Source organism: Acidovorax sp. Leaf78 (genome assembly GCF_001422735.1).
In the GTDB taxonomy this organism is placed as follows: domain Bacteria; phylum Pseudomonadota; class Gammaproteobacteria; order Burkholderiales; family Burkholderiaceae_C; genus Acidovorax.
The window spans coordinates 87,308-112,632 of record NZ_LMLZ01000025.1 but is presented as its reverse complement, the minus strand read 5'-3'; the positions used below and the strand labels follow the sequence as shown (position 1 = coordinate 112,632).

25 protein-coding genes are annotated in these 25,325 nt (G+C 64.3%); 12 read left to right on the top strand and 13 right to left on the bottom strand.

Annotated elements, in window-relative coordinates:
- Nucleotides 1–219 precede the first annotated feature (219 nt).
- A complete protein-coding gene (locus ASF16_RS23950; protein ID WP_082517130.1) occupies nucleotides 220–396 on the top strand; it encodes a DUF3606 domain-containing protein in 177 nt (58 codons plus the stop codon).
- Nucleotides 397–572: 176 nt separating this feature from the next.
- On the opposite strand, the gene ASF16_RS23945 is transcribed toward ASF16_RS23950, so the two are convergent.
- Entirely contained in the window at nucleotides 573–866 is a 294-nt protein-coding gene (locus ASF16_RS23945; RefSeq protein ID WP_056173302.1) for a hypothetical protein, read from the bottom strand.
- A gap of 77 nt (nucleotides 867–943) precedes the next feature.
- Nucleotides 944–1,231: a hypothetical protein gene (locus tag ASF16_RS23940; protein WP_056173298.1), complete on the bottom strand. Its 288-nt coding sequence runs from the start codon at nucleotides 1,229–1,231 to the stop codon at nucleotides 944–946.
- Nucleotides 1,232–1,622: 391 nt separating this feature from the next.
- Between ASF16_RS23940 and ASF16_RS23935 the strand changes: the two genes are divergently transcribed.
- The 5 genes from ASF16_RS23935 (at nucleotide 1,623) to ASF16_RS23915 (ending at nucleotide 6,374) form a co-directional block, all read left to right on the top strand.
- Nucleotides 1,623–2,099, top strand: coding sequence for a (2Fe-2S)-binding protein (locus tag ASF16_RS23935; protein ID WP_056173295.1), 477 nt, complete (start codon nucleotides 1,623–1,625; stop codon nucleotides 2,097–2,099).
- Entirely contained in the window at nucleotides 2,096–3,133 is a 1,038-nt protein-coding gene (locus ASF16_RS23930; protein ID WP_056173291.1) for a xanthine dehydrogenase family protein subunit M, read from the top strand. Before ASF16_RS23935 ends, ASF16_RS23930 begins: the two co-directional genes overlap by 4 nt.
- A 32-nt stretch (nucleotides 3,134–3,165) precedes the next feature.
- Nucleotides 3,166–5,460: a xanthine dehydrogenase family protein molybdopterin-binding subunit gene (locus tag ASF16_RS23925; RefSeq protein WP_056173577.1), complete on the top strand. Its 2,295-nt coding sequence runs from the start codon at nucleotides 3,166–3,168 to the stop codon at nucleotides 5,458–5,460.
- A 102-nt stretch (nucleotides 5,461–5,562) separates the two neighbouring features.
- The gene (locus tag ASF16_RS23920; protein ID WP_056173289.1) at nucleotides 5,563–6,117 is read left to right on the top strand and encodes an ATP-dependent Clp protease proteolytic subunit; all 555 of its coding nucleotides are present in this window, start codon (nucleotides 5,563–5,565) and stop codon (nucleotides 6,115–6,117) included.
- 20 nt (nucleotides 6,118–6,137) lie between these two features.
- Nucleotides 6,138–6,374 (top strand): YgjV family protein, encoded by a 237-nt coding sequence (locus tag ASF16_RS23915; RefSeq protein WP_056173287.1) that lies wholly within the window; start codon nucleotides 6,138–6,140, stop codon nucleotides 6,372–6,374.
- A 62-nt stretch (nucleotides 6,375–6,436) separates the two neighbouring features.
- Here the strand turns inward: ASF16_RS23915 and ASF16_RS23910 are convergent, their stop codons facing one another.
- Entirely contained in the window at nucleotides 6,437–7,657 is a 1,221-nt protein-coding gene (locus ASF16_RS23910) for a GAF domain-containing sensor histidine kinase (RefSeq protein ID WP_056173283.1), read from the bottom strand.
- 348 nt (nucleotides 7,658–8,005) lie between these two features.
- Between ASF16_RS23910 and ASF16_RS23905 the strand changes: the two genes are divergently transcribed.
- Together ASF16_RS23905 and groL are read left to right on the top strand one after the other, a co-directional pair.
- The gene (locus ASF16_RS23905; RefSeq protein WP_056173280.1) at nucleotides 8,006–8,296 is read left to right on the top strand and encodes a co-chaperone GroES; all 291 of its coding nucleotides are present in this window, start codon (nucleotides 8,006–8,008) and stop codon (nucleotides 8,294–8,296) included.
- Nucleotides 8,297–8,468: 172 nt separating this feature from the next.
- Complete coding sequence (gene groL, locus ASF16_RS23900) at nucleotides 8,469–10,121, top strand: chaperonin GroEL (RefSeq protein ID WP_056173278.1); 1,653 nt, start codon at nucleotides 8,469–8,471, stop codon at nucleotides 10,119–10,121.
- A 258-nt stretch (nucleotides 10,122–10,379) separates the two neighbouring features.
- Here the strand turns inward: groL and ASF16_RS23895 are convergent, their stop codons facing one another.
- The 4 genes from ASF16_RS23895 to edd form a co-directional block, all read right to left on the bottom strand.
- The gene (locus tag ASF16_RS23895) at nucleotides 10,380–12,470 is read right to left on the bottom strand and encodes a TonB-dependent siderophore receptor (RefSeq protein ID WP_056173275.1); all 2,091 of its coding nucleotides are present in this window, start codon (nucleotides 12,468–12,470) and stop codon (nucleotides 10,380–10,382) included.
- A gap of 324 nt (nucleotides 12,471–12,794) precedes the next feature.
- On the bottom strand, nucleotides 12,795–13,094 hold the full coding sequence (locus ASF16_RS23890) for a DUF805 domain-containing protein (RefSeq protein ID WP_056173272.1): 300 nt from the start codon (nucleotides 13,092–13,094) through the stop codon (nucleotides 12,795–12,797).
- A 316-nt stretch (nucleotides 13,095–13,410) separates the two neighbouring features.
- Complete coding sequence (eda, locus tag ASF16_RS23885) at nucleotides 13,411–14,040, bottom strand: bifunctional 4-hydroxy-2-oxoglutarate aldolase/2-dehydro-3-deoxy-phosphogluconate aldolase (protein ID WP_056173269.1); 630 nt, start codon at nucleotides 14,038–14,040, stop codon at nucleotides 13,411–13,413.
- A gap of 141 nt (nucleotides 14,041–14,181) precedes the next feature.
- Nucleotides 14,182–15,951: a phosphogluconate dehydratase gene (gene edd / locus ASF16_RS23880; RefSeq protein ID WP_056173574.1), complete on the bottom strand. Its 1,770-nt coding sequence runs from the start codon at nucleotides 15,949–15,951 to the stop codon at nucleotides 14,182–14,184.
- A gap of 97 nt (nucleotides 15,952–16,048) precedes the next feature.
- Here edd and ASF16_RS23875 point away from each other — a divergent pair, with 97 nt between their 5' ends.
- Entirely contained in the window at nucleotides 16,049–16,969 is a 921-nt protein-coding gene (locus ASF16_RS23875) for an SMP-30/gluconolactonase/LRE family protein (RefSeq protein ID WP_056173266.1), read from the top strand.
- On the opposite strand, the gene ASF16_RS23870 is transcribed toward ASF16_RS23875, so the two are convergent.
- The 4 genes from ASF16_RS23870 to pgi all read right to left on the bottom strand — a co-directional run bounded on the left by ASF16_RS23870 (nucleotide 16,950) and on the right by pgi (nucleotide 21,037).
- A complete protein-coding gene (locus tag ASF16_RS23870; RefSeq protein ID WP_156372211.1) occupies nucleotides 16,950–17,330 on the bottom strand; it encodes a T6SS amidase immunity protein Tai4 family protein in 381 nt (126 codons plus the stop codon). The genes ASF16_RS23875 and ASF16_RS23870 overlap by 20 nt on opposite strands.
- Nucleotides 17,327–17,785, bottom strand: a complete 459-nt coding sequence (locus ASF16_RS23865; RefSeq protein WP_235507499.1) for a type VI secretion system amidase effector protein Tae4 — start codon at nucleotides 17,783–17,785, stop codon at nucleotides 17,327–17,329. The genes ASF16_RS23870 and ASF16_RS23865 overlap by 4 nt, the downstream gene beginning before the upstream one ends.
- Nucleotides 17,786–18,002: 217 nt before the next feature.
- Nucleotides 18,003–19,223 carry an AGE family epimerase/isomerase gene (locus ASF16_RS23860; RefSeq protein ID WP_056173256.1) on the bottom strand — a complete coding sequence of 407 codons (1,221 nt, stop codon included), beginning with the start codon at nucleotides 19,221–19,223 and terminating at the stop codon, nucleotides 18,003–18,005.
- Between the two features lie 251 nt (nucleotides 19,224–19,474).
- Nucleotides 19,475–21,037: a glucose-6-phosphate isomerase gene (pgi, locus tag ASF16_RS23855; RefSeq protein ID WP_056173253.1), complete on the bottom strand. Its 1,563-nt coding sequence runs from the start codon at nucleotides 21,035–21,037 to the stop codon at nucleotides 19,475–19,477.
- Between the two features lie 212 nt (nucleotides 21,038–21,249).
- Here pgi and zwf point away from each other — a divergent pair, with 212 nt between their 5' ends.
- The 3 genes from zwf (at nucleotide 21,250) to ASF16_RS23840 (ending at nucleotide 23,831) form a co-directional block, all read left to right on the top strand.
- Complete coding sequence (zwf, locus tag ASF16_RS23850) at nucleotides 21,250–22,704, top strand: glucose-6-phosphate dehydrogenase (RefSeq protein ID WP_056173250.1); 1,455 nt, start codon at nucleotides 21,250–21,252, stop codon at nucleotides 22,702–22,704.
- Nucleotides 22,705–22,782: 78 nt separating this feature from the next.
- Nucleotides 22,783–23,247, top strand: coding sequence for a type II toxin-antitoxin system Phd/YefM family antitoxin (locus ASF16_RS23845; RefSeq protein WP_056173248.1), 465 nt, complete (start codon nucleotides 22,783–22,785; stop codon nucleotides 23,245–23,247).
- Nucleotides 23,244–23,831 carry a DUF6036 family nucleotidyltransferase gene (locus ASF16_RS23840; RefSeq protein ID WP_056173245.1) on the top strand — a complete coding sequence of 196 codons (588 nt, stop codon included), beginning with the start codon at nucleotides 23,244–23,246 and terminating at the stop codon, nucleotides 23,829–23,831. The genes ASF16_RS23845 and ASF16_RS23840 overlap by 4 nt, the downstream gene beginning before the upstream one ends.
- A gap of 44 nt (nucleotides 23,832–23,875) precedes the next feature.
- On the opposite strand, the gene ASF16_RS23835 is transcribed toward ASF16_RS23840, so the two are convergent.
- Both ASF16_RS23835 and glk read right to left on the bottom strand, forming a co-directional pair.
- Nucleotides 23,876–24,328 (bottom strand): VOC family protein, encoded by a 453-nt coding sequence (locus ASF16_RS23835; protein WP_056173571.1) that lies wholly within the window; start codon nucleotides 24,326–24,328, stop codon nucleotides 23,876–23,878.
- A 2-nt stretch (nucleotides 24,329–24,330) separates the two neighbouring features.
- A complete protein-coding gene (gene glk, locus ASF16_RS23830; protein ID WP_056173243.1) occupies nucleotides 24,331–25,317 on the bottom strand; it encodes a glucokinase in 987 nt (328 codons plus the stop codon).
- Nucleotides 25,318–25,325 lie beyond the last annotated feature (8 nt).

Below are 25,325 nucleotides of genomic sequence, written 5' to 3'. Positions count from 1 at the left end.
CCGAGGGGTCATAGTCCTACTAAGCCTGATCGCGCACGGTGGCACTGTGAATTTGCCGGTGATCAGGCACCGGTAGATGAAGCGTCTTTGGGCCCGCTGCGTGCGGGCCCTTTTTTTGGGCCCATCGCCTATTCATGTCTGCGGCCCCGAAGCAGCCTTGTCCTACAGATGGCTTTGGTCGCCAATGCTATTTTTTGCTGCTTCATCAAGGAGCATTTCATGAGCGACGACAAGAACAAAACGGCACAGGACCGCAATTTCATCAACCTGAGCGAACCCTACGAAGTGCGCGACTGGACCAACAGCCTGGGCGTGACCGAAACCCAATTGCGCGATGCAGTCGCTGCGGTCGGCCGCTCGGCCGACAAGGTCCGCGAGTACCTCGCCACGCACTGAGGTTGCCGACGCAAGCCAAGGCCTCCAAATTCACCCTGTCCCGCCAACAAAAAGGGCTCCCATCAGGGAGCCCATTTTGCTTGGGACAGCTGCGATCAAAACACTCCCCATGGCAGCAGCACCCGCGGCACATGCCGCCAATGCCACCACCATGGGAAGGCCCGCAACTGCGTCAATTACATCGCGCTGATTTCGCCCGAAGGGATCGTGCCAGCACGCACGGCTTCAGCAGCCTGGGCGCGTACCGCAGCGCGGTCAGCCGTGGACTTGTAGGTCACGACGCGCGAACCAGCGGGCTCGATGCTGCGGGTCTGGGCAACGGTGGAGGCTTCGGCAGCCACTTCGGCGCGGGTGCGGTTCGTTTCGAACTTGGTGGCGAATTGCGAAGCGTCGGCTTCGTCAGCGTGGGCACCGAAGGCAGCGAAAGCGGACACAGCGGCGATGGAGAGGAAACGTGCGGTCTTGTTCATGATGAAAGTCCAGTGTATTTTTTAGAAATCAGGTTTTTTATAGAGAGAGTCAGGAAGCTGAATCCGTCGGATTCAGCTCAGCCTTGCTCACCCGAAGGAATCTGGCCGGTGCGCACAGCGTCAGCAGCCTGGGCACGCACAGCAGCGCGGTCAGCGGTGGACTTGTAGGTCACCACGCGCGAACCTGCGGGCTCAATGCTGCGTGTCTGGGCGACGGTTGCAGCTTCTGCAGCCACTTCAGCGCGGGTGCGGTTGGTTTCGAACTTGGACACATATTGCGAAGCATCGGCTTCGTCGGCTTGTGCACCGAAGGAAGCGAAAGCAGCGACAGCGGCGATGGAGAGGAAGCGTGCGGTGTTGTTCATGATGAAAGTCCTTGAAGTTAAAAAAGCGTCTCAATAAAGCCGGGACAAAAACCATTCTTGAACCGGGTTCGGTGAGTCGCCTTGCGGGTTCGGCTCANGATGAAAGTCCTTGAAGTTAAAAAAGCGTCTCAATAAAGCCGGGACAAAAACCATTCTTGAACCGGGTTCGGTGAGTCGCCTTGCGGGTTCGGCTCATCGATGGGTTGAACTGTACGCCGGTGGTGTTCAGAGAAAAACCACCTGGTCGCGAACTGACTGTTCCAGTATTGAGAACAATCATTTCAGGCGATGCGCGCTCGGGATGCGGGCCCGTGAAGTGCGTGTTGTCCGACAGAGACGGCCAAAGGCATCGACTCAGAATCGTTTTTTCCGAATAACGATCAAGGCCCCCATGTCCCACCCGATCACGCTGACGATCAACAGTTGGAAGCGCGAATTCGACGTCGAGTCTTCCGTGACATTGCTGGACCTTTTGCACGACAAACTCGGTCTGACCGGCGTTAAAAAAGGGTGTGATCACGGCCAGTGCGGCGCCTGCACCGTGCTGGTTAATGGAGAACGCATCAACGCCTGCCTCACGCTCGCCGTCATGCGCGACGGTGCCAGCGTGACCACGGTGGAAGGCCTGGCCACCGCAGGCCAACTCCACCCTCTGCAGCGGGCTTTCATGGAGCACGACGCATTCCAGTGCGGCTACTGCACGCCCGGCCAGCTGTGTTCGGCAGTGGGCTTGATCAACGAAGGGCACGCACAAACGCGGGATGAGATTCGCGAGCTCATGAGCGGAAACCTCTGCCGCTGCGGGGCGTATGTGCAGATCCTGGATGCCGTGGCCGAAGTTGCACTCGAACAGCAGGCAGCGCCATGAAACGCTTCACCTATGCAGCAGCCAGCGATGTCGCGGCGGCGGTCGGCTGGGGTGGCAAGGGCGCCTTCATCGCCGGCGGAACGAATCTGCTGGACCTGATGAAAGAAGGGGTGGCACGGCCAGAGCATGTGATGGACATCAATGCGCTGGCGCTCCACGATATCGAGCCGTCCGAAAGCGGTGGCCTGATGCTCGGCGCTTTGGCGCGCAACGCCGCCACCGCACATCACCCGCTGGTGCAAGAGCAATATCCCCTTTTGTCCGTCGCGATTTTGTCTGGTGCATCTCCGCAGATCCGCAACATGGCCACGGACGGGGGCAACCTTTTGCAGCGCACGCGGTGCTACTACTTCTATGACACCGGCACGCCGTGCAACAAGCGCCAACCCGGCAGCGGATGCTCGGCCATCGGCAACCTGGCGCGCCAGCACGCGATATTGGGCGCCAGCACGGAGTGCATCGCCACGCACCCTTCCGACATGTGCGTGGCACTGGCGGCGCTCGATGCAGTGGTGCATGTCGAGTCGTTGGGCGGTCGCAGAAGCATCCCGTTTCTGGAATTTCATCGCTTGCCGGGTGACCAGCCGGACGTGGACAACACGTTGATGCCGGGCGAGCTCATCACGCACATCGAACTGCCGCCCGCGCCCGATTTTGTGGAGCATTGCGCGTACCTCAAGATCAGAGAGCGGGCGTCTTACGCCTTCGCGCTGGTGTCCGTCGCCGCGGCCCTGCACATCGGCGACGGCGGCCGTATCGCCGAGGCCCGCATTGCGCTGGGAGGTGTGGCGCACAAGCCCTGGCGCCTGCCGGATGTGGAGCGGCTGCTGCACGGGAAGCGGCCAGACCGTGCGGCTTTTTCTGAAGCGGGATCGGCTCTGATCGCTGGCGCCCAGGCCCAGGGAAGCGCCCTGGGCAGCAATGCTTTCAAGATTCCGATGGCGCAGCGTGCGGTAGTGCGCGCACTTGAAATGGCCATGGCCAAGCACACCAGCCTGCTTCCGGGCAGAGCGAAGAAAGGGCAAGCCCTGTGAACCCGTCCATCATTCCCGCCACCCAACAGCCGATGGCCGAAGCGGGCACAGGTTACGTCCAGCTTGGCGACTCGCTGTCACGCACCGATGGGCCCTTGAAGGTCACCGGCCAGGCGCTGTATGCGGCAGACCATTTCGTGCAGGGCATGCTCTTTGGCGTGGTGGTCAACAGCACCGTCGCCCGCGGCCGTATCGCCCGCCTGTTGCTGGACCGGGCGAGGGCCGTGTCCGGCGTGCGGGATATCCTGACCCACGAGAACCGTCCGCGGACCCGGTCCATGGATATCTTCTACAAGGACATGACTGCGCCGGGCGGATCGCCGTTCAAGCCGTTGTACAGCGACGCCATCCTGTACAGCGGCCAGCCCATTGCCCTGGTGCTGGCCGACACCTTTGAAGCCGCTCGCGAAGCGTCACAACTCGTGCAGGTGGAGTACGACACCGAGCCGCATGCCACCGATCTGCGCGCGGAAGTCCATCGCGCCCACGAGCCCAAGGGATTCAAGGCCGGGTATGTGCCGCCCCCCAAACCCAAGGGCGACGCAGACGCCGCGTTTGTAGCGGCGCCCGTGAAAATCGATGCCAGCTACTACAGCGGTGCAGAACATCACAACCCCATGGAGATGCACGCAACAACCGTCGTCCGTGGCGACGAAGGGCACCTCACCATCTACGACAAGACGCAGGGATCGCAGAACAGCCGCTGGGTGGTCTCCCGCGTCTTCGGGCTGGGCAAAGACAAAGTCACCGTCAAAAACCCGTTCGTGGGTGGCGCTTTCGGGTCGGGGCTTCGGCCGCAATACAACCTCATTCTTGCGGTCATGGCCTCGCTGCATACCGAGTGCTCGGTACGCGTGGTGCTGACGCGCCAGCAAATGTTCACCTTCGGCCATCGGCCCGAGACCACGCAGCGGGTACGGTTGGCTGCCGACAGTGATGGACGGCTCAGATCGATCATTCATGAGGCCGTTGCAGAGACTTCGCGCCTGGAAGACTACGTCGAAGTCGTCGTCAACTGGTCCGGGCAGCTGTACCGCAGCGACAACGTGCGGCTGGAGTACAAACTCGTCGATCTCGACCGCTTCAGCCCCATCGACATGCGGGCGCCGGGTGCTGCACACGGGGTGCACGCGATCGAGGTGGCCATGGATGAGCTGGCCCACGCGCTCAAGATGGATCCGCTCGCGCTGCGCTTGAGGAACTATGCAGAGTTCGACCCCACCACCGACCTGCCCCATTCCACCAAGGAACTGAAGGCCTGCTACGCGCAGGGCGCCGAGCGCTTTGGCTGGTCTCGCCGCACGCTGGAGCCGCGCTCCATGCGGGACGGCAACGAATTGATCGGCTGGGGCATGGCGACCGGCGTGTGGGACGCCATGCAAATGTTCGCCCGCGCCCGCGCGGTGCTGCATCCCGACGGGCACCTGGAAGTCAGCAGTGCGGCCAGCGACATCGGCACCGGCACCTATACCGTGATGGCGCAGATTGCAGCCGCTGCCCTGGGGCTGCCACTGGAACACGTGACCTTCAAGCTGGGAGATTCCACCTTGCCCGTAGCGCCCATCGAAGGAGGGTCTTCCCACGTTGCCACGGTCGGCTCGGCTGTCGAAGGGGTCTGCGAGAAGCTGCAGAAAACGCTCTTCAAGATGGCGCGGGGGCTGAAGGGTTCGCCGCTGGCCAAGGCACGTTTTGCAGACGTGGAGTTTGTCCGCGGCGCATTGCGCCTGAAGGGCGTGGCGGGGGCGCATGTCCCGCTTGCCACGGTCCTTGCGTCGATGAGCGCACCGCTGGAGGAGAAGTACTTGATGCTTCCCCACATGCTCAAGCAGCGCAAGTATTCGCGGGCCACGCACTCGGCGGTCTTTTGCGAGGTGCGGGTCGACGAGGAGCTGGGCACGGTGCGCGTGACCCGCGTGGTGAGCGCCATCGCGGCCGGCCGCATCATCAGTGCCAAGACCGCGCGCAGCCAGATCTACGGCGGCGTGGTCTGGGGAATCAGCCAGGCCCTGCATGAGGAGGCGCACTCAGACAACACGCTGGGCCGCTTCATGAACCACAGCTTCGCCGAGTACCACATCCCCGTGCAGGCGGATATCCACGACATCGACGTCATCTTCGTCGACGAGGACGACAGGATCGTGAGCCGCCTGGGAGCCAAGGGCGTGGGCGAGATCGGCCAGGTCGGCGTGGCCGCGGCCATCTGCAACGCCATCTTTCACGCCACCGGTAAGCGCATCCGCAGCACGCCCATGACGCCCGACAAGGTCATGCAGCTGTCCGACGCATCGCAACAGACGGATGCGCCCTACAGCCCTCCGCATTCTTGACGTCGTTGCGTGGCCCGTGTGGGTGCCCACCCGCCACACGCAGCTCCGGACAACAGCCCACATAAATCCTCACGCCACCATTCTTTTCAACCTACCTGACCGATGACGACTTCCATTCCCTCCCTGTCCCCCGACATCCGCCTGTTCGGCAACGTCAATGAGCTCATGCTGTCAGAATTTTTCCGCCAGCAATCGGAAGCAAAAACCAACGGCCCGATCGTGTTCGAGTTGAGCACGTCAGGTGGAGACGCAGAAGTGGGGCGCCGCATCGCCGAAGAGTTGAGGCTGTGGCAACTCGAAGGCAGAGACATCTACTTTCTGGGCAAGACCTATGTGTACTCCGCCGGCGTCACCATCATGTCTGCGATACCCAAAGCTCGGCGCTTCCTGACGCGCGACTGCGAGCTGCTCATCCATGAGCGCAAGATGACCGCCACCATCACACTGGATGGTGCCTTGCGAAGTTGCAGGGCCAAGGTCAACGACGTGCTGGCTGAGATCGAATCCGGACAGCGCCTGCAGAGCGAGGGTTTCGCGAAGCTGGCGGAGGGGACCTCGCTCACCGCGCAGCAGATCGAGCAGCAGGTGCTGGACAAGGACTGGTACCTGACTGCGCCAGAGGCCGTGGACCGAGCACTGGTGGCTGCGGTCATCTGACATGCACCACTGCAAGTCCCATGACTGATTGGGTCGACCTCATCCAGTGGCCGGCGTTTGCCGCGTCGGTCTTGGCGGCCTGGCTGGTGGGTTCGCGGGACCCGCACCGGCGCAAGATCGGGTTCTGGGTGTTTCTGGCCAGCAATGTCTTGTGGGTGGGCTGGGGAATTCCGGCAGGTGCCAACGCCGTGATTGCCCTGCAGGTGTGCCTGGCGGCCATGAATGTGCGCGGCCTGTTCAAAGCCGATGACCGCTGAGCGAGCACTCATCGTTGTCTGCGCAGAGACTGCGCGGCAGCGGCCAGACGCTGCGTATCTTTCTAGCGGCTGATCGGCAGTCGCGCAGTGAAGCAGGTGCCGCCCTCAACGGTCGAGGTGGCCACCAGCTCACCGCCATGCGCTTTCACGATTTCAGAGCAGATGTACAGCCCCAGTCCCAGGCCCCCGCCCGGCTTGCTGGTGGCGGGGCGCCAGTACGGCTGGAAGATCTTCTGAAGGTCTTCGGGCGGAATGCCGCCGCCGCGATTGCGCACGGAGATTTCTAGCGTACCGTGGTCTGTGAGCGCGCTCACAAGAACAGGTTGCTCCGCATCGCCATGGTGGCACGCGTTGCCCAGCAGATTGGACAGCAGTTGCTGAATGCGGGGCGGGTCGCAGGCCACGGGCGCATCGACGCGGATGTGGTCCTGGATGACCATCTGCGGGTGGGCGGCGCGGGCCTCGTCGACCACTGCAGACAGCGCGGCAGTCAGATCGACCGCAGATCGAATCTCTACACCGATGCCTGAGCCCAGACGGGCGCGCGCAAAGTCCATCAGGTTGTCGATCAGCCCGCTCATGCGGCGTGTGCTGCTGCGCAGCCGCTCGGCGAGCTTCTGGTCTTGCGGCTGCGGCCTGCGCGCGAGCAATTCTGCCGTGGTGGCGATGGCCGCGAGCGGGTTGCGCAGGTCGTGCCCCAGCACCGCAATGAATTGCTCCCGCAGGCCGGCCGTCGCCCGCTGCTCGGCCACTTCCTGGTGCGCGGCCTCGTAGGCTTCATCGATCGACAGCTGCAGCGCGATCATGTCCGCCAGCGCCGTGAACATGTTCACCGTGCGGACGTCAGAGACCTGCGCAGGGTTGGGATCGATAGCGCACAGGTTACCGAAATAGGACCCGTCGGGGCGGATGATGGGCACCGAGATGTAGCTCTCGAGCTTGTAGATTCTGGGCGTGTGGTGATCGCGAAAGGTGGGGTCTTCGCTGGCGTGATCAAACGCGATCGGCCGCCGAATTTGCCGGGATTCGTAGCACAGGGTGGTTTTCAGGTCGAGCTGCCCGCCCGGGCCAAGACCGAACTGGATGCGGTCTTCCACCGCACACGCGGTCCAGGTCTCATCGGTCACCCGCGCTATGGCGGCGTATCCCATGCCGGTGTTGTCACACAAAAGCTTCAGCAGGCGAGGAACAATGCTGAGCTTTCCCACGGCAGCAATGTCCCGCGCAATCGCTTCCTCGCTATCCACGGACGGCTCGGAGATAACGGACGTGACCAGGTTCATTGCGATTAATGTACGGTACAGGTCCACCCCGGGCTGTCGGCGAGGTTCCACATCACAAGGGCGGGCCCTGTCCATGGCAACGGAGGGCGCCGGCTGGTAGCACAAAGGCCGAATCCGGGGTGGGGACGCGCGCATTTCGGGGTTTCAAGGCGGGCTGCCCTGCATCCTCTGGTTACCTCTCAGATCGGGCAAATGCCGGCCCCGTCTTGAAACCGCCACAATTGCCCGTATCATTAGCACTCACCCCAGACGAGTGCTAACACGCGTGTCTGCCGGGAATTTTGTAGCGTCTGGTCCGCCGGGCGCTGGAGTCCTCAGCCTTTTTTCACTGACAACAGGAGCATTGCAATGAACCTTCGCCCTCTGCACGATCGCGTGATCGTCAAGCGTATCGAAAGCGAAACCACGACCGCCTCCGGCATCGTGATCCCTGACAACGCCGCTGAAAAGCCCGATCAAGGTGAAGTGCTGGCCGTCGGCCCCGGCAAGAAGAACGACAAGGGCGAAGTACTCGCCCTGAACGTGAAGGTCGGTGACCGCGTTCTGTTCGGCAAGTACTCGGGCCAGACCGTCAAGGTGAACGGCGACGAGCTGCTGGTCATGAAGGAAGACGACCTGTTCGCCGTTGTGGAGAAATAAAGCTACTGCGCAGGCGCCAGGCGTCGTTGCGCGGTGCTCGCAATCCTCACGTACTAGGCAAGTACGTTCCGGTTGCTGCGCTGCGTGCGCCTGGCCTGACACCTGCTCGCTACGCTTTCTTTCACCACAACCCGTTATCCGTTTAACGAATTTCTGAATTTAGGAGCCAAACATGGCAGCAAAAGACGTAGTTTTCGGCGGCGAAGCCCGCGCACGCATGGTTGAAGGCGTGAACATCCTGGCCAACGCGGTCAAGGTCACCCTGGGCCCCAAGGGTCGCAACGTGGTGCTGGAGCGCTCGTTCGGCGCCCCTACCGTGACCAAGGACGGTGTGTCCGTGGCCAAGGAAATCGAACTCAAGGACAAGCTGCAGAACATGGGCGCCCAGCTCGTGAAGGAAGTGGCCTCCAAGACCAGCGACAACGCTGGTGACGGCACCACCACCGCCACCGTGCTGGCTCAAGCCATCGTGCGCGAAGGCTTCAAGTACGTGGCCGCCGGCATCAACCCGATGGACCTCAAGCGCGGTATCGACAAGGCCGTGACGGCCCTGGTCGCCGAGCTGAAGAAGGCTTCCAAGCCCACCACCACCTCCAAGGAAATCGCCCAGGTCGGTTCGATCTCCGCCAACTCCGACGAAACCATCGGCAAGCTGATCGCTGACGCCATGGACAAGGTCGGCAAGGAAGGCGTGATCACCGTGGAAGACGGCAAGTCCCTCGAGTCCGAACTGGACGTCGTGGAAGGCATGCAGTTCGACCGCGGCTACCTGTCGCCCTACTTCATCAACAACCCAGAAAAGCAATCCGCGATTCTGGACAACCCCTTCGTGCTGCTGTTCGACAAGAAGATCAGCAACATCCGCGACCTGCTGCCTACGCTGGAGCAAGTCGCCAAGGCCGGCCGTCCCCTGCTGATCATTGCCGAAGAAGTCGACGGCGAAGCCCTGGCTACGCTGGTGGTCAACACGATCCGCGGCATCCTGAAGGTCGTGGCTGTGAAGGCTCCAGGCTTCGGCGACCGCCGCAAGGCCATGCTGGAAGACATCGCCATCCTGACGGGCGGCAAGGTCATCGCTGAAGAAGTGGGCCTGACCCTCGAGAAGGTGACCCTGGCCGACCTGGGCCAGGCCAAGCGCATCGAAGTGGGCAAGGAAAACACCATCATCATCGACGGCGCCGGCGCTGCTGCTGACATCGAAGCCCGCGTCAAGCAAGTGCGCGTGCAGATCGAAGAAGCCACGTCCGACTACGACCGCGAAAAGCTGCAAGAGCGCGTGGCCAAGCTGGCTGGCGGTGTGGCCGTGATCAAGGTCGGCGCTGCCACCGAAGTCGAAATGAAGGAAAAGAAGGCCCGCGTGGAAGACGCACTGCACGCCACGCGCGCAGCTGTGGAAGAAGGCGTTGTGGCTGGTGGCGGCGTGGCCCTGCTGCGTGCCAAGCAAGCTGTCGGTGACTCGATCAAGGGCGACAACGCTGACCAGGAAGCCGGTATCAAGCTGGTCCTGAAGGCCATCGAAGCGCCCCTGCGCGAAATCGTGAACAACGCCGGCGGCGAAGCCTCGGTGGTGGTGAACGCAGTGTTGGCCGGCAAGGGCAACTACGGCTTCAACGCCTCGAACGACACGTACGGAGACATGCTCGAGCTGGGCATTCTGGACCCCACGAAGGTCACCCGCACGGCCCTGCAGAACGCTGCCTCCGTGGCATCGCTGCTGCTGACGACCGAAGCCATGGTTGCTGAAGCACCCAAGGACGAGGCCGGTGCTGGCGGCGGCATGCCCGACATGGGCGGCATGGGTGGCATGGGCGGCATGGGCATGTAATTGCCCACCGGACCTGCGCGGGGTGGGCCACGATCCTGCCGCGCGCAAGCTTCCACAAAAAACCCCGCAGGCTGCGAAGCCTGCGGGGTTTTTTACTGGGTGGCGCCCTAGGGATGGCACTTCAGGTTGTACTCAGCGCTCCTGCCGTTCGGGCTGGGCCTGTTGAAGCCTTGCGCGGCGCTTCGACAGGCTCGGCGTGAGCGGTTCCACGGCGTGCTAATAGCTACAGATTGATGCGTTGACGTGCTGTGCCAGCGATCAGAACCGGTACGTCGCGCTCAGCACCACGTTGCGCCGGGTGGCCCACCAGCAGTCGCCGCGCGCCAGGCAGGTGCTCATGTACTTCTTGTCGGCCAGGTTGCTGATGTTGAGCGCGTAGCGCCAGTCCTGCGTGTCGTAGGCCAGCAGTGCGTCGACGACGCTGGCGGACGGCACCTCGGGCCCGGTGCGGTCGCGGAACGACGACAGCCAACGGTACCCTGCCCCGACCGAGAAGCCGCGCACATTGCCGACGGCAAATCGGTACACGCCCCACACGGCAGCCTGATGGCGCGGCAGGCCTTCGAGCAGCGGGTCTGCATCGGTGTAGTTGTAGTGGGCGGTCAGATCGAACGCGGTGGCGACGCGGGCCTTGTATTCCAGCTCCAGGCCCTTGTTGCGGGTCTGGCCCACCTGCAGCACGTTCTTGGGGTTGGTGGGGTCGGCCACCTGCTGGTTCTTTTCCTTGAGGTCATACACCGCGGCTGTGAACTGGGTGGAGCTGCCCTCTGGCACGTACTTCACGCCCACCTCGATCTGCTCGCCCTCCAGCGGCTTGAAGCGCTGGCCATAGGCGTTGGTGCCGCTGACCGGGCTGAAGGACTCGGCGTAGCTGATGTAGGGCGTCCAGCCTCCGGCCAGTTGGTACATCACGCCCAGGCGCTTGGTGGTGTCACTGGTGCGGTCATCGGCCGAGCCAGCCAGACCGTTCACGGCGCGGTCGTGGCGCAGGCCCGCGATGAAGATCCAGTTGCCCCACTTCATCTGGTCCTGCACATACAGGCCGCTCTGGCGCTGCACGTTCTCGGGTTTGACGGCCATCGCAGGGTTGATGCGGTTGCCGTACACCGGTGCGAACGCGTCGATGGGCGCGTTGTACGAGTCATCGGCTTCGGTCTTGTTCTCGGTCTGCCGGTTCCAGTCCACGCCCAGCAGCAACTGGTGGCGCACCGCGCCGGTGGTGATGTTGCCTTGCAGGTGCGTATCCACCGCGGCCATGCGGGTGCGCGTGACGTTCTTGCCGTACAGGCGGCCGACCAGGCGCTGGTTGACGGGGTCTATGCGGGGGTCAGAGAAAAAGTCGGCGTAGTGATAGCCGCCCCGGTTCTCGTTGCGCGCCAGGCGCAGGTTCTGGCGCACGGTCCAGGCGTCGTTGAAGCGGTGCTCGAACAGGTAGCCGATGGATTCGCGGTCGGTGTCGTAGTAGTCACCCGGCTCGCCGATGAAGCGGTTGATGGGCAGCTTGCCATTGGGGTTGGGCAGGAGCGTGCCCGACCACGGCAGGAACTGCGCCGTGCTGCCGGTACGGTCTTGCTGCCAGTGGGCCTGCAGGACGAGCGACGTAGCGCCATTGGGGCGCCAGGCGAGCGATGGTGCGATCAGGCGCCGGTCGTTTTTCACGTAGTCGGTTTGGGTGTCCGCATCGCGCGCCACGGCCACCAGCCGGTACGACCATTCGCCGTCTTTGGTGAGCGGGCCCGTCAGGTCGGCCTGCAACTGCTTGCGGTTCCAGCTGCCGAACTGCACGCCCACTTCGCGCTGCGATTCTTGCAGCGGGCGCTTGCTGACCATGTTGACCACGCCGGCCACGGTGCCCGCACCGAACAGCATGCCGGACGGGCCGCGCAGCACTTCCAGGCGCTCCAGCGCGTAGGGGTCGGACGCGATGGTGCTGGTGTAGTAGTTGTAACTCTGGCGCAGGCCGTCGAGGTACGTATCGGGCGAGCTGCCGCGCACCCGAACGCTGTCGGAGCGGCTGTCCAGCCCGTAGGCATCGCTGCGCACCCCGGCTGCGTAGAGCAGTGCCTCCTGAAAGGTCGTGGCGCCCTGGTCCACCAACTGGTCGCGGGTGACCACCGTGACGGACTGCGGGGTTTCCGACAGCGGGGTGTCGGTCTTGGTGGCGGTGGCCGCATTGCGCGCGCGGTAGCCCACCACGGGGGCGGTGGCGGACTCTTTTTCGGCGTTGGCGTCCACGCGCACTTCGGACAATGTGGCTGTGGCGCTTTGTGCCATCACCCCCGCAGGCACGGCACCGAAGGCCAGGGCAATGCCTATGCAGACCGCGGTCGGCCGGTATGGAAATGTCATGATTTCTCGATAATAGAAATAAGAATGATTTCTATTCTAAAAATCAAAACGCCATACTGGTGGCCTTGAGCGCAGGATGTCGTACATCGGCAACATCCGGGCGTCCGTGGCTACAGGCCTTTGCTCCTTATTTGATAGCTATCAGCGCTTTTCTATCAAGCGGCAGGCCCGTTTTTTGATGCTTTTCCGCCCCATTGCCCGTTGTCCCAGCGCGCAGCGGGCGGCCTGCGGATCCCCCCCGGCCCGCAGCCGCCAACAAAAAGCCCGCTGACCGTGAGGACAGCGGGCTGCGAAAGCAGGCCCTGAGCCCGCCGCCTGAAAAGATCAGCCTTCGCTCGGCTGGGCCCACCAGAACAGCAGCAGAAAGAAGCCGATACCGGTCAGCAACAGCAGTTGCCACCAGCCACTGCGGCCGATGTCGTGCAGGCGGCGCGTACCCACGGCCAGCGCAGGCAGCAGCAGCGCGATGGACACAATGCCCGAGACCACGTCACCCAGAAAGCTGGCCACGACCACCGCCAGAATCTGGGCCAGGAAAAACCACCAGAACTCGGAACGCACAGCGCGCCCAGAAAAAGTGGCGTACTGGGTGAGGCAGCTTTTGACAGCCGAAACAAAATCCATAGTGAACTCCCTCTCTTGGAAACATGAACGTCTGGGAGCATTCGCATGCATCGCTGCAGCGTCTGCGGGCGCTTGACGCTCGGCGCTTCACGCATTGAAGAATGCAAAGGCTCCCTCTTGTGTGGGGCCCGAAGCCCCTGCGCATGATAGGAGGAAGCGGCGTGCTTCCGCCACGCGCCCACTCGCCGCGTACATGACCACGCCTCAGGCGGCGCACTATGTCACATGGATCGCTAATTTTTTGATAGCTATTGGCGCTGATACGACAAGCTCTAGCAGCGCATCGGGGCTGATATTGCCCCGACATCCGCTGGATTCAGGCCGCCTTGCGCAAGCCTTGCGTTTCGCGCGCCAACTGCGTGATGCGCGCCCAGTCGCCCGCGCGCACGGCGTCGATGGGCGTGAGCCACGAGCCGCCCACGCAGCGCACATTGGGCAGCGCCAAGTAGTGGGACGCAGTGGCGTTGGTGATGCCACCCGTGGGGCAAAAACTCACCGCACCGAACGGGCTGACCCAGGACTTGAGCAGCGGAATGCCGCCCACCGCCTCGGCCGGGAACAGCTTCAAAAACGAGAACCCATCGGCCAGCGCCGCCATGATCTCGCCCGAAGTGGCCACGCCCGGCAGCAGCGGCAGGTTCAGGCCCTTGCAGGCACTGCCCACGGCCGAGGTGTAGCCGGGGCTCACGGCAAAGCGGGCGCCGGCCTCACTCGCGCGGCGCGCGTCGTCGGCGTTGAGCACCGTGCCCACGCCCACCACGGCTTCCGGCAAATTGCGGGCGATGGTCTCGATGGCCGGCAGGCCGGCAGCGGTGCGCAGCGTCACCTCCAGCACCTTCACGCCACCGGCGAGCAAGGCTTCGGCCAGCGGCAACGCGTCTTCCACGCGGTCGATCACGATGACGGGGATGACGGGGCCATGGCTGGCGATATCAAGCGGATTCATGGTTTTTCCTTGTGACTGTGTGCCGAAAGCGGCGGATGAAACTGGCGCGACGCCCTACCAGGGCCACCGTGGAACTGGCTCTGCCAGGCCACCGGTGGCTTTCCCTTTGGGGCAGGCGCGAAGCGGCTCAGGGCGAGACCATTACAGCCATGTGCAGGCGCCCTGCTCGGCACCGCCCGCATGGCGGCGGAAGTTGGTGAACAGTTCGCGGCCAAAGCCGATTTGCGAGGCCGCGTGGTAAGGCGCCGGCACGCGTGCGGCCCAGGTGGCCTCATCGACCAGCACGTCGAGCGTGCCGGCCACGGCGTCCACGCGCACGATGTCACCGTCCAGCACCTTGGCCAGCGGTCCGCCGGCCAGCGCCTCGGGCGTCACATGGATGGCGGCGGGCACCTTGCCCGATGCGCCGCTCATGCGGCCGTCCGTCACCAGCGCCACCTTGAAGCCCTGGTTCTGCAGCACGGCCAGCGGGGGCGTGAGCTTGTGCAACTCGGGCATGCCGTTGGCCTGCGGGCCCTGAAAGCGCACCACGGCCACCATGTCCTGCTGCACCTCGCCCGCGCTGAAGGCTGCCAGCAACGCCTCTTGCGAATCGAACACGCGCGCGGGCGCTTCGATGATGTGGCGGTCTTCCGGCACGGCCGAGACCTTGATCACCGCACGGCCCAGGCGCCCCTGCAGCAGGCGCAGGCCGCCCGTGGGCGAGAACGGCTCGCTCACCGGCCGCAGCACCGACACATCGCCGGACACCGCCGGTGCGGCCTGCCCGCCTTCGGCGATGCCGCCTGCGTTCACGCTGAGCACGTCGCCGTGCATGAGGCCGTTGTCCAGCAACTCGCGCAGGATCCAGGGCGGGCCGCCCGCGGCCTCGAACTGGTTCACATCGGCATCGCCATTGGGGTACACGCGGGCCAGCAGCGGCACCACGGACGACAGCTCGTCAAAGTCCGTCCAGTCGATCAGGATGCCTGCGCTGCGCGCAATCGCCACCCAGTGGATCAGGTGGTTGGTGGAGCCCCCGGTGGCCAGCAGCGCGGCCATGGCATTGACGATGCAGCGCTCGTCCACCAGGCGCCCGATGGGCGTGAAGCGCTGGCCGCGCTTGCCGATGTCGAGCACCGTGCGCACCGCCTGGCGGGTGAAGGCCTCGCGCTCGCCCGTGCCGGGTGGCGCAAAGGCTGCGCCGGGCACATGCAGACCCATGGCTTCGAGCAGCATCTGGTTGCTGTTGGCCGTGCCGTAGAAGGTGCAGGTGCCGGGGCTGTGGTACGCGGCCGACTCGGCCTTGAGCAGCTCTTCGCGCCCCACCAGACCCTGCGCGTACTGCTCGCGCACCTTGGCCTTCTCCTTGTTCGGCAGGCCCGAGCCCATGGGGCCGGCGGGCACGAACACGCAGGGCAGGTGCCCGTAGTGCAGCGCACCGATCAACAGGCCCGGCACGATCTTGTCGCACACGCCCAGCAGCAGCGCGGCGTCGAACACGTCGTGGGACAGCGCTACCGCCGTGGCCATGGCAATCGCGTCGCGGGAGAACAGCGACAGCTCCATGCCGGGCGTGCCCTGCGTCACGCCGTCGCACATCGCCGGCACGCCGCCGGCCACCTGGGCCGTGGCGCCGTGGCGGGCGGCCTCGTCGCGCAGCAGCGCGGGGTAACTTTGGTACGGCTGGTGGGCCGACAGCATGTCGTTGTAAGCCGTCACGATGCCGATGTTGGGCGCCTTTTCGACCGTGACCTTGAACTTCTCGGCGCCAGGCAGCGCCGCGTACGCGTGGGCCAGATTGGCGCAGCCCATGCGGTCTTGCGGGGGCTTGCGCTGGATCATGGCGTCGACACCGGCCAGATAGGCGGCCCGCGTGTCCACGCTGCGCTGGATGATGCGAGCCGTCACGCGCGCTACGACTGAATGCATGGGATGCTCCATCGGTGGGGAAAGGAGGGAAAAGGCCTGTGCACAGGCCCTGTTCTGGGCCCTAGAATGTAACTCGATAACCACCGCACTTCAACCCATGACCCTTGAGCGCCTGCCCCTTCCGCCGTCCGAACTGGGCGAATCCCCTTTCTGGCACCCCGAGGAAAAATCCCTTTACTGGTGTGACATTCAGGGACACACGGTGAATGCCTGGAACTCTGCGAACGGAGAGCACCGCCAGTGGAAGACCCCGAGCGAGCCCGCATGCTGCGCGCCCTCGGCAGGCGGAAACATCGTAATCGGGTTACGGGACGGCTTCTACCAACTCGACACCGCCAGCGGCGACCTCACCCTGCTGGCGCTGCTGCCGCCAGACCAGCACGACACCCGGCGCCTGCGCCTGAACGACGGCCGCTGCGATGCGGCAGGCCGCTTCTGGGCGGGCTCGATGATCACCCCGCGCACCGCGCCCGACGCGGCCCTGTGGTGCCTGTCAGCGGCTGCAGATGGCACCGGCTACACCGTGCGGCACATGGCCGGCGACAACTTCACCGCCAACGGCCTGGCCTTCAGCCCCGACAACCGCGTGATGTACTGGTCCAACACGCCCGAGCACCGCATCGACCGCTTTGACTTCGACCTGGCCACCGGTGCGATCACCCACCGCCGACCCTGGGTGCATTTCGACCGCAAGGTGGACGGCCAGCCCTACGGAGGCCGGCCGGACGGCGCGGCGGTGGATGTGGAGGGCAACTACTGGGTGGCGATGTACGAAGGCGCCTGCGTGCTGCAGCTGTCTCCGACAGGCGATGTGCTGCAGCGCATTGCGGTGCCGGTGCAGTGCCCGACCATGGTGTGTTTTGGCGGGGAGGACTTGCGCACGCTGTACATCACGTCGGCGCGGGCCGGGAGGCCTGCGGAAGAACAGGAGGCTGAGGTGCCGGCGGGGTCGCTGTTCAGCGTGGCAGTTGATACGACTGGACTCGCTGTTCAGAAATTTACTGCTTCGACTTTTTGACTGTTGCCCTGGCGGTCAGTTGATCCAACTCTTTGCTGTGAAATAGATCAATGCATTTCATGGTCTTGAACTCAGAGGGCACTGACCCGCCATATTGGAGCGCAACATACTTGGCAACCAGTGCCCTGATCTGCTCATACACCACCAAATCTTGGTGGCCAAACTCCAGGTAGGCGCCAGCCGTTGACGCGGCGTCCTGCGCAGTGCGTTCATCTTGCGCCACCTGCGCCAGACAAATGCTGAGGGCCCAGTTCTTCAACAGTGTTTTCTGGGAATATTGACTCGTCTGCGCCAAAGGCCGTGCAGATGCCGGCGGCGTTATCCATGCTATCAGCGCAAGCGCAAGAAAAAGTGCTTTCATGACAAGATCCAGAGCAATCCAATATCAGGCACAAACGGACCATTGTCAGGGTCTGCCATCAAATGGCAACTATCAGAACATTTGACCCCATCCCACAGCGTGATATGCCCCACAGCATTGGCCCAGCCCTGCCCTTTGACGACGATGATGCCCTTCAGCCCATGAAAGTCGGTCGTCTTGGGCGCCCGCACAGACTTGTCAGGTCTGCCAAAAGTCTTTTCCAAATAGGCCATCATCTCTGACACACGGTACAGATACTGCTGACCATCTGCACCGCTGACTGACTTGTATGACTGCCCCTTGGGGATGGGAAAGCCAGTCATATTCAGAACATAGCTCATTCTGATGGCACAAGCATTTTGAAAGCCACCGAGCTTTGGATCAAGCTCAGTGTTTTTGTAAACCATACCGCCAATCTTGCGCCCTACCTCTTTGACGGGAACGCGAACCGTCATGAAAGCGCGCCATGCATGATTAAAACCCGGTCTTCTAGGGCGTGTCATTGAACTTGATTTTCAAAAAATGCGCACTCTAGCAAACCACTGGCAGAGGAGAAGAGAAAAAATCTTCAGATTTTCAAACTCAGCACTTTCGTCCAACTTCGGCCACAGAATTAATCGATACCTTCATAATCAGGAGTGTTGAAAAATTAACTTTCACACTCCGACACGGTTAACCGATCGCCAACAACACGTCATAAACCGCTCCCATGTTGTGATAGTCCACCTTCCCCGCGTTGCTCTTTTCACGCGTGTGGTTGCGGTTGGCGCCGTCGAGGATGCGGAACCACGCGCCGTGCTCGTGGTCCACGAAGTGCTCCCAGCAGTAGTTCCAGATGCGGTCGTACCAGTCCCAGTACCGCGGCTCGCCGGTGCGCACGGCCAGCACCGCGGCGGCGGCCATGCTTTCGGCCTGGACCCAGTGGTACTTGCCGTCGTCGCAAACACTGCCATCCGGCGCCATGCCGTAGACGATGCCGCCATGCACGGCATCCCAGCCCTTGGCCAGGGCGTCGTCGAACAGGAATCGTGCGCAGGGCAGGTGCCAGTCGGCGGGCGCCAGGGCGTCCAGTTGCAGCAGCAGCTTGGCCCATTCGGTCTGGTGGCCGACCTGGTAGCCCCAGGGGCGGAAGATATTGGTGCGGTCGTGGCGGTTGTATTCCCAGTCCACCGACCAGTCAGCCTGGTAGTGCTCCCACACCCAGCCTTCGGCGGCGGAGGCCGATGCGCGGTCCGACAGGGCCGCTTGCCGCTGGCAGATGCCTTGCGCGAGCTGCTCGGCGCGCTCGATGTAGCGTTGCTCGCCCGTGGCGCGAAAGGCCGAGATCATCGCCTCGCAGGCGTGCATGTTGGCGTTCTGGCCGCGGTAACCGGTCAGCGCCCAGTCGGGCGAGGACTCGTCGGCATAGAGGCCTTGCGAGGGCTGCCAGAAGTGGCGCTCGGCCGTGTCGAAGGCCTCGGCCAGCCAGGCGCGCGCCTCGGGCACACCCGCCTCGAACGCGCGCGCGTACGCCAGCATCACGAAGGCCATGCCGTAGCAGTGCCGCGTGGCATCAAGCACGGTGGCGCGGCCATCGTGCCAGTCGATCAGCCATGCGTAGCCGCCCGTGGCAGGGTCCAGAAAAGCGTCGCGCACGAACTGCAGCGCGTGCCGCATGCCGGCCTGGTAGCGCGCCTCGCCGGTGGTGCGGTACAGCATGGCGTGCGTGACCACGAAGCGTGTGGCGCTGACGAGGTGGCGGGTGCGCGTGTCGTACACCGTGCCGTCGTCCAGGAAGAAGTGGTACAGGCCGCCGCTCGGGTCGGTCGCCACCGGGTCGTAGAACGCCATGGTGTCGCGCAGATGCTGGCGCAGAAAGGTGGGCGATCGGAAGTCCGGCAGGGGGGCAGTCATGGTGAAAATCTCCTGGACCGTTCGGGCTGAGCTCGTCGAAGCCTTGGCCCATCGCTTCGACACAGCGCGGCGTGAACGGATGTTTGTTTTGAGGGGTGGGGTTGCGTACTGGATGAAGCGTTGCGCGGGGCTTCGACAGGCTCAGCCTGAACGGGATGGGAATGGTCGGCAAATGGGCGGCCGTGGGAGGCAATGGGCGGCGATGGAACGAAGGCAGGGCGCGTGCGCCCTGCCCTGCCCTGCACTTCGGATCACATGCCGCTGCGCAGGCGGCCCAGCAACCCGGCGGTCGAGCCATCCAGCCCCGTGGTGTCGCCACTGGCCAGGCGCGCCTCCAGGTCCTTGGCCAGCACCTTGCCCAGCTCAACACCCCACTGGTCGAAGCTGTTGATGCCCCACAGGCTGCCGCTCACGAACACGCGGTGCTCCTGCAGCGCGATCAGCGCGCCCAGTGAAGCGGGGGTGAGCGCATCCAGCAGCAAGAAGGTGCTGGGGCGGTTGCCCGGAAAGTGCCGGTGGCCGTCCTCGCCCTCTTTGCCCACCATCAGCGCCTGGGCCTGCGCCAGGGCGTTGGCCAGCAGCTTTTCGTGGTGGCCCTTCAGGGGGTGCGTGGCCTGGCGCACGGCGATCAACTCCAGGGGCAACACGTCCGTGCCCTGGTGCAGCATCTGAAAGAACGCATGCTGGCCGTTGGTGCCCGGCTCGCCCCACAGCACGGGCGATGTGGCATAGGGCAGCGGCGTGCCATCGAGCGCCACGCGCTTGCCGTTGCTCTCCATCTCCAGTTGCTGCAGATAGGCGGGCACGCGGCGCAGCGCCGCATGGTAGGGCGCGATGCAGCGGCTGGTGAAGCCGTGGAAGTTGCGGTACCAGACGTCGAGCAGCCCCAGGCGCACCGGCAGGTTCTGCGCCAGCGGTGCGGTGCGAAAGTGTTCGTCCATGGCGTGCGCACCCGCCAGCAGGTCGCGAAAGCCTGCCGAGCCGATGGCAATCGCAATCGGCAAGCCGATGGCCGACCACAGCGAGTAGCGCCCGCCCACCCAGTCCCAGAAGCCGAACGTGGTGGTGATGCCCAGCGCCCGGGCGGCATCGACATTGGTGGTGAGCGCCGCGAAATGGCGCCCCACATCCTGCCCGCCCTGCGCCGCGAACCACGCCAGGGCCGAGCGGGCGTTGGTCATGGTCTCGGCGGTGGTGAAGGTCTTGGAGGCGATGAGGAACAGCGTGTTCTGCGGCCGCAGCGACTGCAGCACGGTGTGCAGCTCGTGGCCGTCCACATTGGAGACGAAGTGCAGTTGCTTGCCCTGGGCGCGGAACTCTTCGAGCGCCAGCACCGCCATGTGCGGCCCCAGGTCCGAGCCGCCGATGCCGATGTTCACGATGTCGGTGATGGTGCTGTCGGCCCGCACCGTATCGGCATACGCCAGCATGGCATCGAGCGTGGCATGCACGTCGGCCAGATGGCCGGCGATGCTGCTGTCGTCCCCGGGCAGTGCCAGGCCCGCAGGGCGGCGCAGCAGCGTGTGCAGCACGGCGCGGCCTTCGGTGCTGTTGATGGGCTGGCCGCTGAACATCGCGTCGCGGTGCTGCGTGAGGCCGGTGGCCCGGGCCATGTCCAGCAACAGGGCTTCGGTGGCGCTGTCCCACAGGTTCTTGGACAGGTCGGCAAACACATGCGGAACCTGCTGGCTGAAGTGGTCGAACCGCCGCGCATCATCGGCGAAAGCCCGCCGAAGGTCCAGCTGGCGCCCGTGGGTGGAATAGGCAGCCTGCAACTGAGGCCACTGCGGTGTCTGGTCGCAACGGAGGGACATGGTGGAATTCACGAGAGGTAAAAGAACACGCGGCGAGATAGTAACTTGATTACCTAATTTGTTCGATACCTTTTGGTAGCCGAACTGTCATAAATCGTTCTACGGCCTTTGCACCTACACATTCCGATGTAACGAGATTACAATTTCGAGCCTGCACATGGCCCTCAGCAGGACTGCGTGCACACCACCCACACCACTGATACGGAGACCCCATGAGTTTTGACCTCGTCCTGTTTGGAGGCACCGGCGATCTGGCCTGGCGCAAGCTCATGCCCGCGCTCTTTCAGGCGTTTCGCCACGGGACCTTGCCCGAGGGGGGCCGCATCATTGCGGTGGCGCGCGACGAGCTGAGCGACGAACAATACCGCAGCCTGATCCAGTCCCGCTTCGACAGCGTGGACCTGGCCAAGCGCCCCACCCCGGACGAGTTCGAGCGCTTCGGCGCGCTGCTGCATTACCTGCGCATGGACCTGTCGCAAACGCAGGACTACGCCCGCCTGGCTGGCGTGCTGCAGGAACGCGGCGCCGACACGGTGGTGATGTACGTGGCCACGGCCCCCAGCCTGTTCACCAACGTGTGCGAGCAGATCGCCGCCGTCGGCCTGAACGGCCCCAGCACCCGCGTGGTGCTGGAAAAGCCGCTGGGCCACGACCTGAAATCGAACCAGGCCATCAACGACACGCTGCGCCGCGTGCTCAAGGAAGAGCAGGTCTTTCGCATCGACCACTACCTGGGCAAGCCGTCGGTGCAGAACCTGTTTGCGATGCGCTTTGGCAACGCGCTGTTCGAGCCCCTGTGGCGCCGCGAGCACATCGCCAACATCCAGATCACCATCGCCGAAGAGCTGGGCGTGGAAACGCGCGGCGCCTTCTACGACCAGACCGGCGCATTGCGCGACATGGTGCAGAACCACGCGCTGCAGCTGCTGTGCGCCATCGGCATGGAGCCGCCCATCAACTCCAGCGCCAACGCGATCCGCGACGAGAAGCTCAAGGTGCTGCAGTCGCTCAAGCCCTGGAGCATGGAAACCATCGGCCAGCACGTGATCCGCGGCCAGTACGCCGCAGGCAAGACACACGGGCACAACGTGCCGGGCTACCTGCAGGAAAAGGGCGTGGCCGGCAGCAGCACCACCGAGACCTTCGTCGCGCTGCGCACCGAGATCTCCAACTGGCGCTGGGCGGGCGTGCCGTTCTACATCCGCACCGGCAAGCGGCTGGCGGGGCGCGACGCGCACATCGTCGTCAACTTCCGCCCCGTGCCGCACCCCATCTTCAAGATGCCCACCGGCGCGGTGAACCGTCTGGTGATCAACCTGCAGCCCAAGGACGGCCTGGAGTTGCACCTGCTGGCCCAGGGCGCCCCCCAGAACCAGACCGAGCCCGCGCTGTCGCAGGTGGCGCTGAACCTGGACTTCGACCAGCGCTTCGGCACCGAGCGCGTGGGTGCCTACGAGCGCCTGCTGCTCGACGTGATCGCAGGGCGCCTGAACCTCTTCGTGCGCAGCGACGAGCAGGAAGAAGCCTGGCGCTGGGTGGAGCCCATCCTGCAGCACTGGAGGAACGACCCCGCCGGCCCGCGCCCGTACGCACCGGGGAGTTGGGGCCCCAGCGCTGCCAGCGCGATGATCGCGCGCGATGGGCATTGCTGGAGTGAGGAAATGTGATACCGGTGGGGGCGCCAAAAACCCGGATATTTCATTTTGTCCATTTTTTTATAAAATGGACAAAATTGGAGCGCCACCATGCAGCAAATTTCGGCCACCGACGCCAAGCAGTCTTTCGGCCATCTCCTTGAGGCCGCCGAACGTGGCCCTGTGGCCATCGAAAAGCATGGCAAGGTCAAGGCCATCATGGCTGCGCCGGAATACTTCTCTTCAGTCGACAAACGGCAAGCAGCGTTGTCCGAACGCAAGATGGCACGGCTGGCCCAGACCCTGCGCGAGAACGAGCGCCTGATCAGGCACCAACAGCTGGCCGTCGACCTGGCAACACTGCCCCCCGCGCAGGGCCGGCAACTGGTGAAAAAGGCAATGGCCGTCGTGGAGCAATGGCGCACGCACCAGCTTTGCAGCAGCGACTACATCGACCGGTGGCAGGCCCTGTTGGAGCTGCCCTTGCCAAAGTTGGCCCAGGCCATGGTGTCTGACGCCGATAGCTGGGGGCCCGCGCTGCGCCAGAACTCACCCTGGCCGGGGCTCGCGCCATGAACCTCGACCAGGTGGTCGTGGCCCTGCAGCGCGCCCGAGAGCTCAGCGGACATTCCGACTACGTCGTCATCGGAAGCCTGTCCGTACTCGGTGTGGAAGATGGGGTTCGCATTCCTGAAGCAATGTCGATGTCCATCGACATCGACTGCTACACCAAGGCAGACCCTGGCCGCATCTTCGACCTGGGGCCCATGCTGGGCGAGGAGTCGCCTTTTCGCATGGAGCACGGCTACTACCTGGACCCGGTCTCGCCCACCTTGCCGAGCCTGCCCGACGGTTGGGAGGCACGAATGCTCTGCGTGCACCGTGATGGGCTGCGCATCTGGTTCCTGGACCCCAACGACGCAGCCGTGTCCAAGTACGCCCGCAGCGAGCCCAGGGACCTCCGATGGGCCCGCGCCGGGATTGCCTGTGGTTTGGTTTCGTTGCCCGTCGTCAGAAGCCGGCTGCGAAGCACCACGTTCCTGGACGACGAGGAAGAGCGGGTGGTTCGCAAGCAAGTGGAAGAAGACTCGGAATGGATCGAGAAGACCACTGCTGCAGCGCGGGCCGAGTTGGCTGCGACCTCATCGAAACCGAAGTGACCTGACCATTGATCGCTCGCCGAGCGCTGCGGGCGTGGAGAGGCTCAATCTCCGCGTCCAGCCCGCCCCACCAGTTCGATCGGCAACCCATCCGGGTCCGCAATGAACGTGAAGGGTACGCCCGTGAACGAGTCCGTGCGCACCGGCTCCACGGCAACACCGTGCAAGGCCAGCACCTTGAGGCTGGCATCGAGGTCCGCTACCCGCAGCGCCAGATGGCGCAAGCCGCAGGCCTCCGGGTACGAAGCGCGCGCTGGCGGGTGGGGAAAGGAGAACAGCTCGACTTGCGTTCCGTCGGGCAACTCCAGGTCGAGCTTGTGCGACTGCCGCTCTGCGCGGAACACCTCGTTCACCACCCGCAGACCCAGCACCTCGGTGTAGAAGCGGCGCGAGCGCGCATAGTCGCTCGCGATGATCGCCACGTGGTGGATGCCGCTCAGCTGCAGTGCAGGCAGCGCAGCCTGCGAGGGTGGCGCAGGCGGATCACTGCCGCCCACCGTCACCCTTCGGAGCCCGCGATATCGAGTGCGCGCGATGCGCCGTACAGCGCGGGCGTGGCGCTGGGGTCGATGATCCAGCAGGGGATGTCTGCAAGATACGACTTGAAGCGCCCCTTGGCCTCGAAGCGTGCGCGGAACGAGGATTGGTCGAACCACTCGCCCAGGCGTGACACCATGCCGCCGCCCAGGTACACGCCGCCGCGGGCGCCCAGCGTCAGGGCCAGGTTGCCGGCCACGCTGCCCAGAAAGCCGCAGAACAGATCCAGCGCCTCGAGCGCCAGGGCATCCTGGGACTGCAGCGCCAGTTCCGTCACCTGCGCGGCGGAGCTCACCTCTTTACCGCCGCGCTGCGCCAGGCGGCGCACCGCGTGGTACAGGTCCACCAGGCCCGCGCCGCACACGGCGCGCTCGGCGGACACGTGGCCGTAGCGCTCCTGCAGGATGGCCAGCACGTCGAATTCGCGCTGCGTCTGCGCGGCCAGCGTGACGTGGCCGCCCTCGCCCGACAGCGGCACGCCGGCGCTGGAACCCGGCGGGAACACCAGGCCGGACACCCCGAGCCCCGTGCCGGGCCCGACGAGCGCGATGGCACTGCCGGGCACCGCCTGGCCGCCGCCCACCTGGCGCAGCAGGTCGGGCGTGAGCAGCGGCAGCGCCAGCGCCAACGCCGTGAAGTCGTTGATGACCACCAGCCGCTCGAAGCCGAACGCCTCGCGCACCGCGCGCTGCGAGAAGCTCCAGCTGTGGTTGGTCATGCGGATGGCGTCGCCCGTCACCGGGTTGGCAATGCCGAAGGCAGCCTCGCGCGGCGTGGGCACGCCCACTTCCTTCAGGTATGCCGACAGCGCGGCATCGACGGTGGGGAACTGCGCGCAGGGCAGCACGCGGGTGTCGTTGAGCGGGCCGGTGGGCGAGTCCTGCCAGGCCAGGCGGATGTTGGTGCCGCCGATGTCGGCGAGAAGGCGCTGCGGGTGCGTGGAGTGCATGGGCTTGA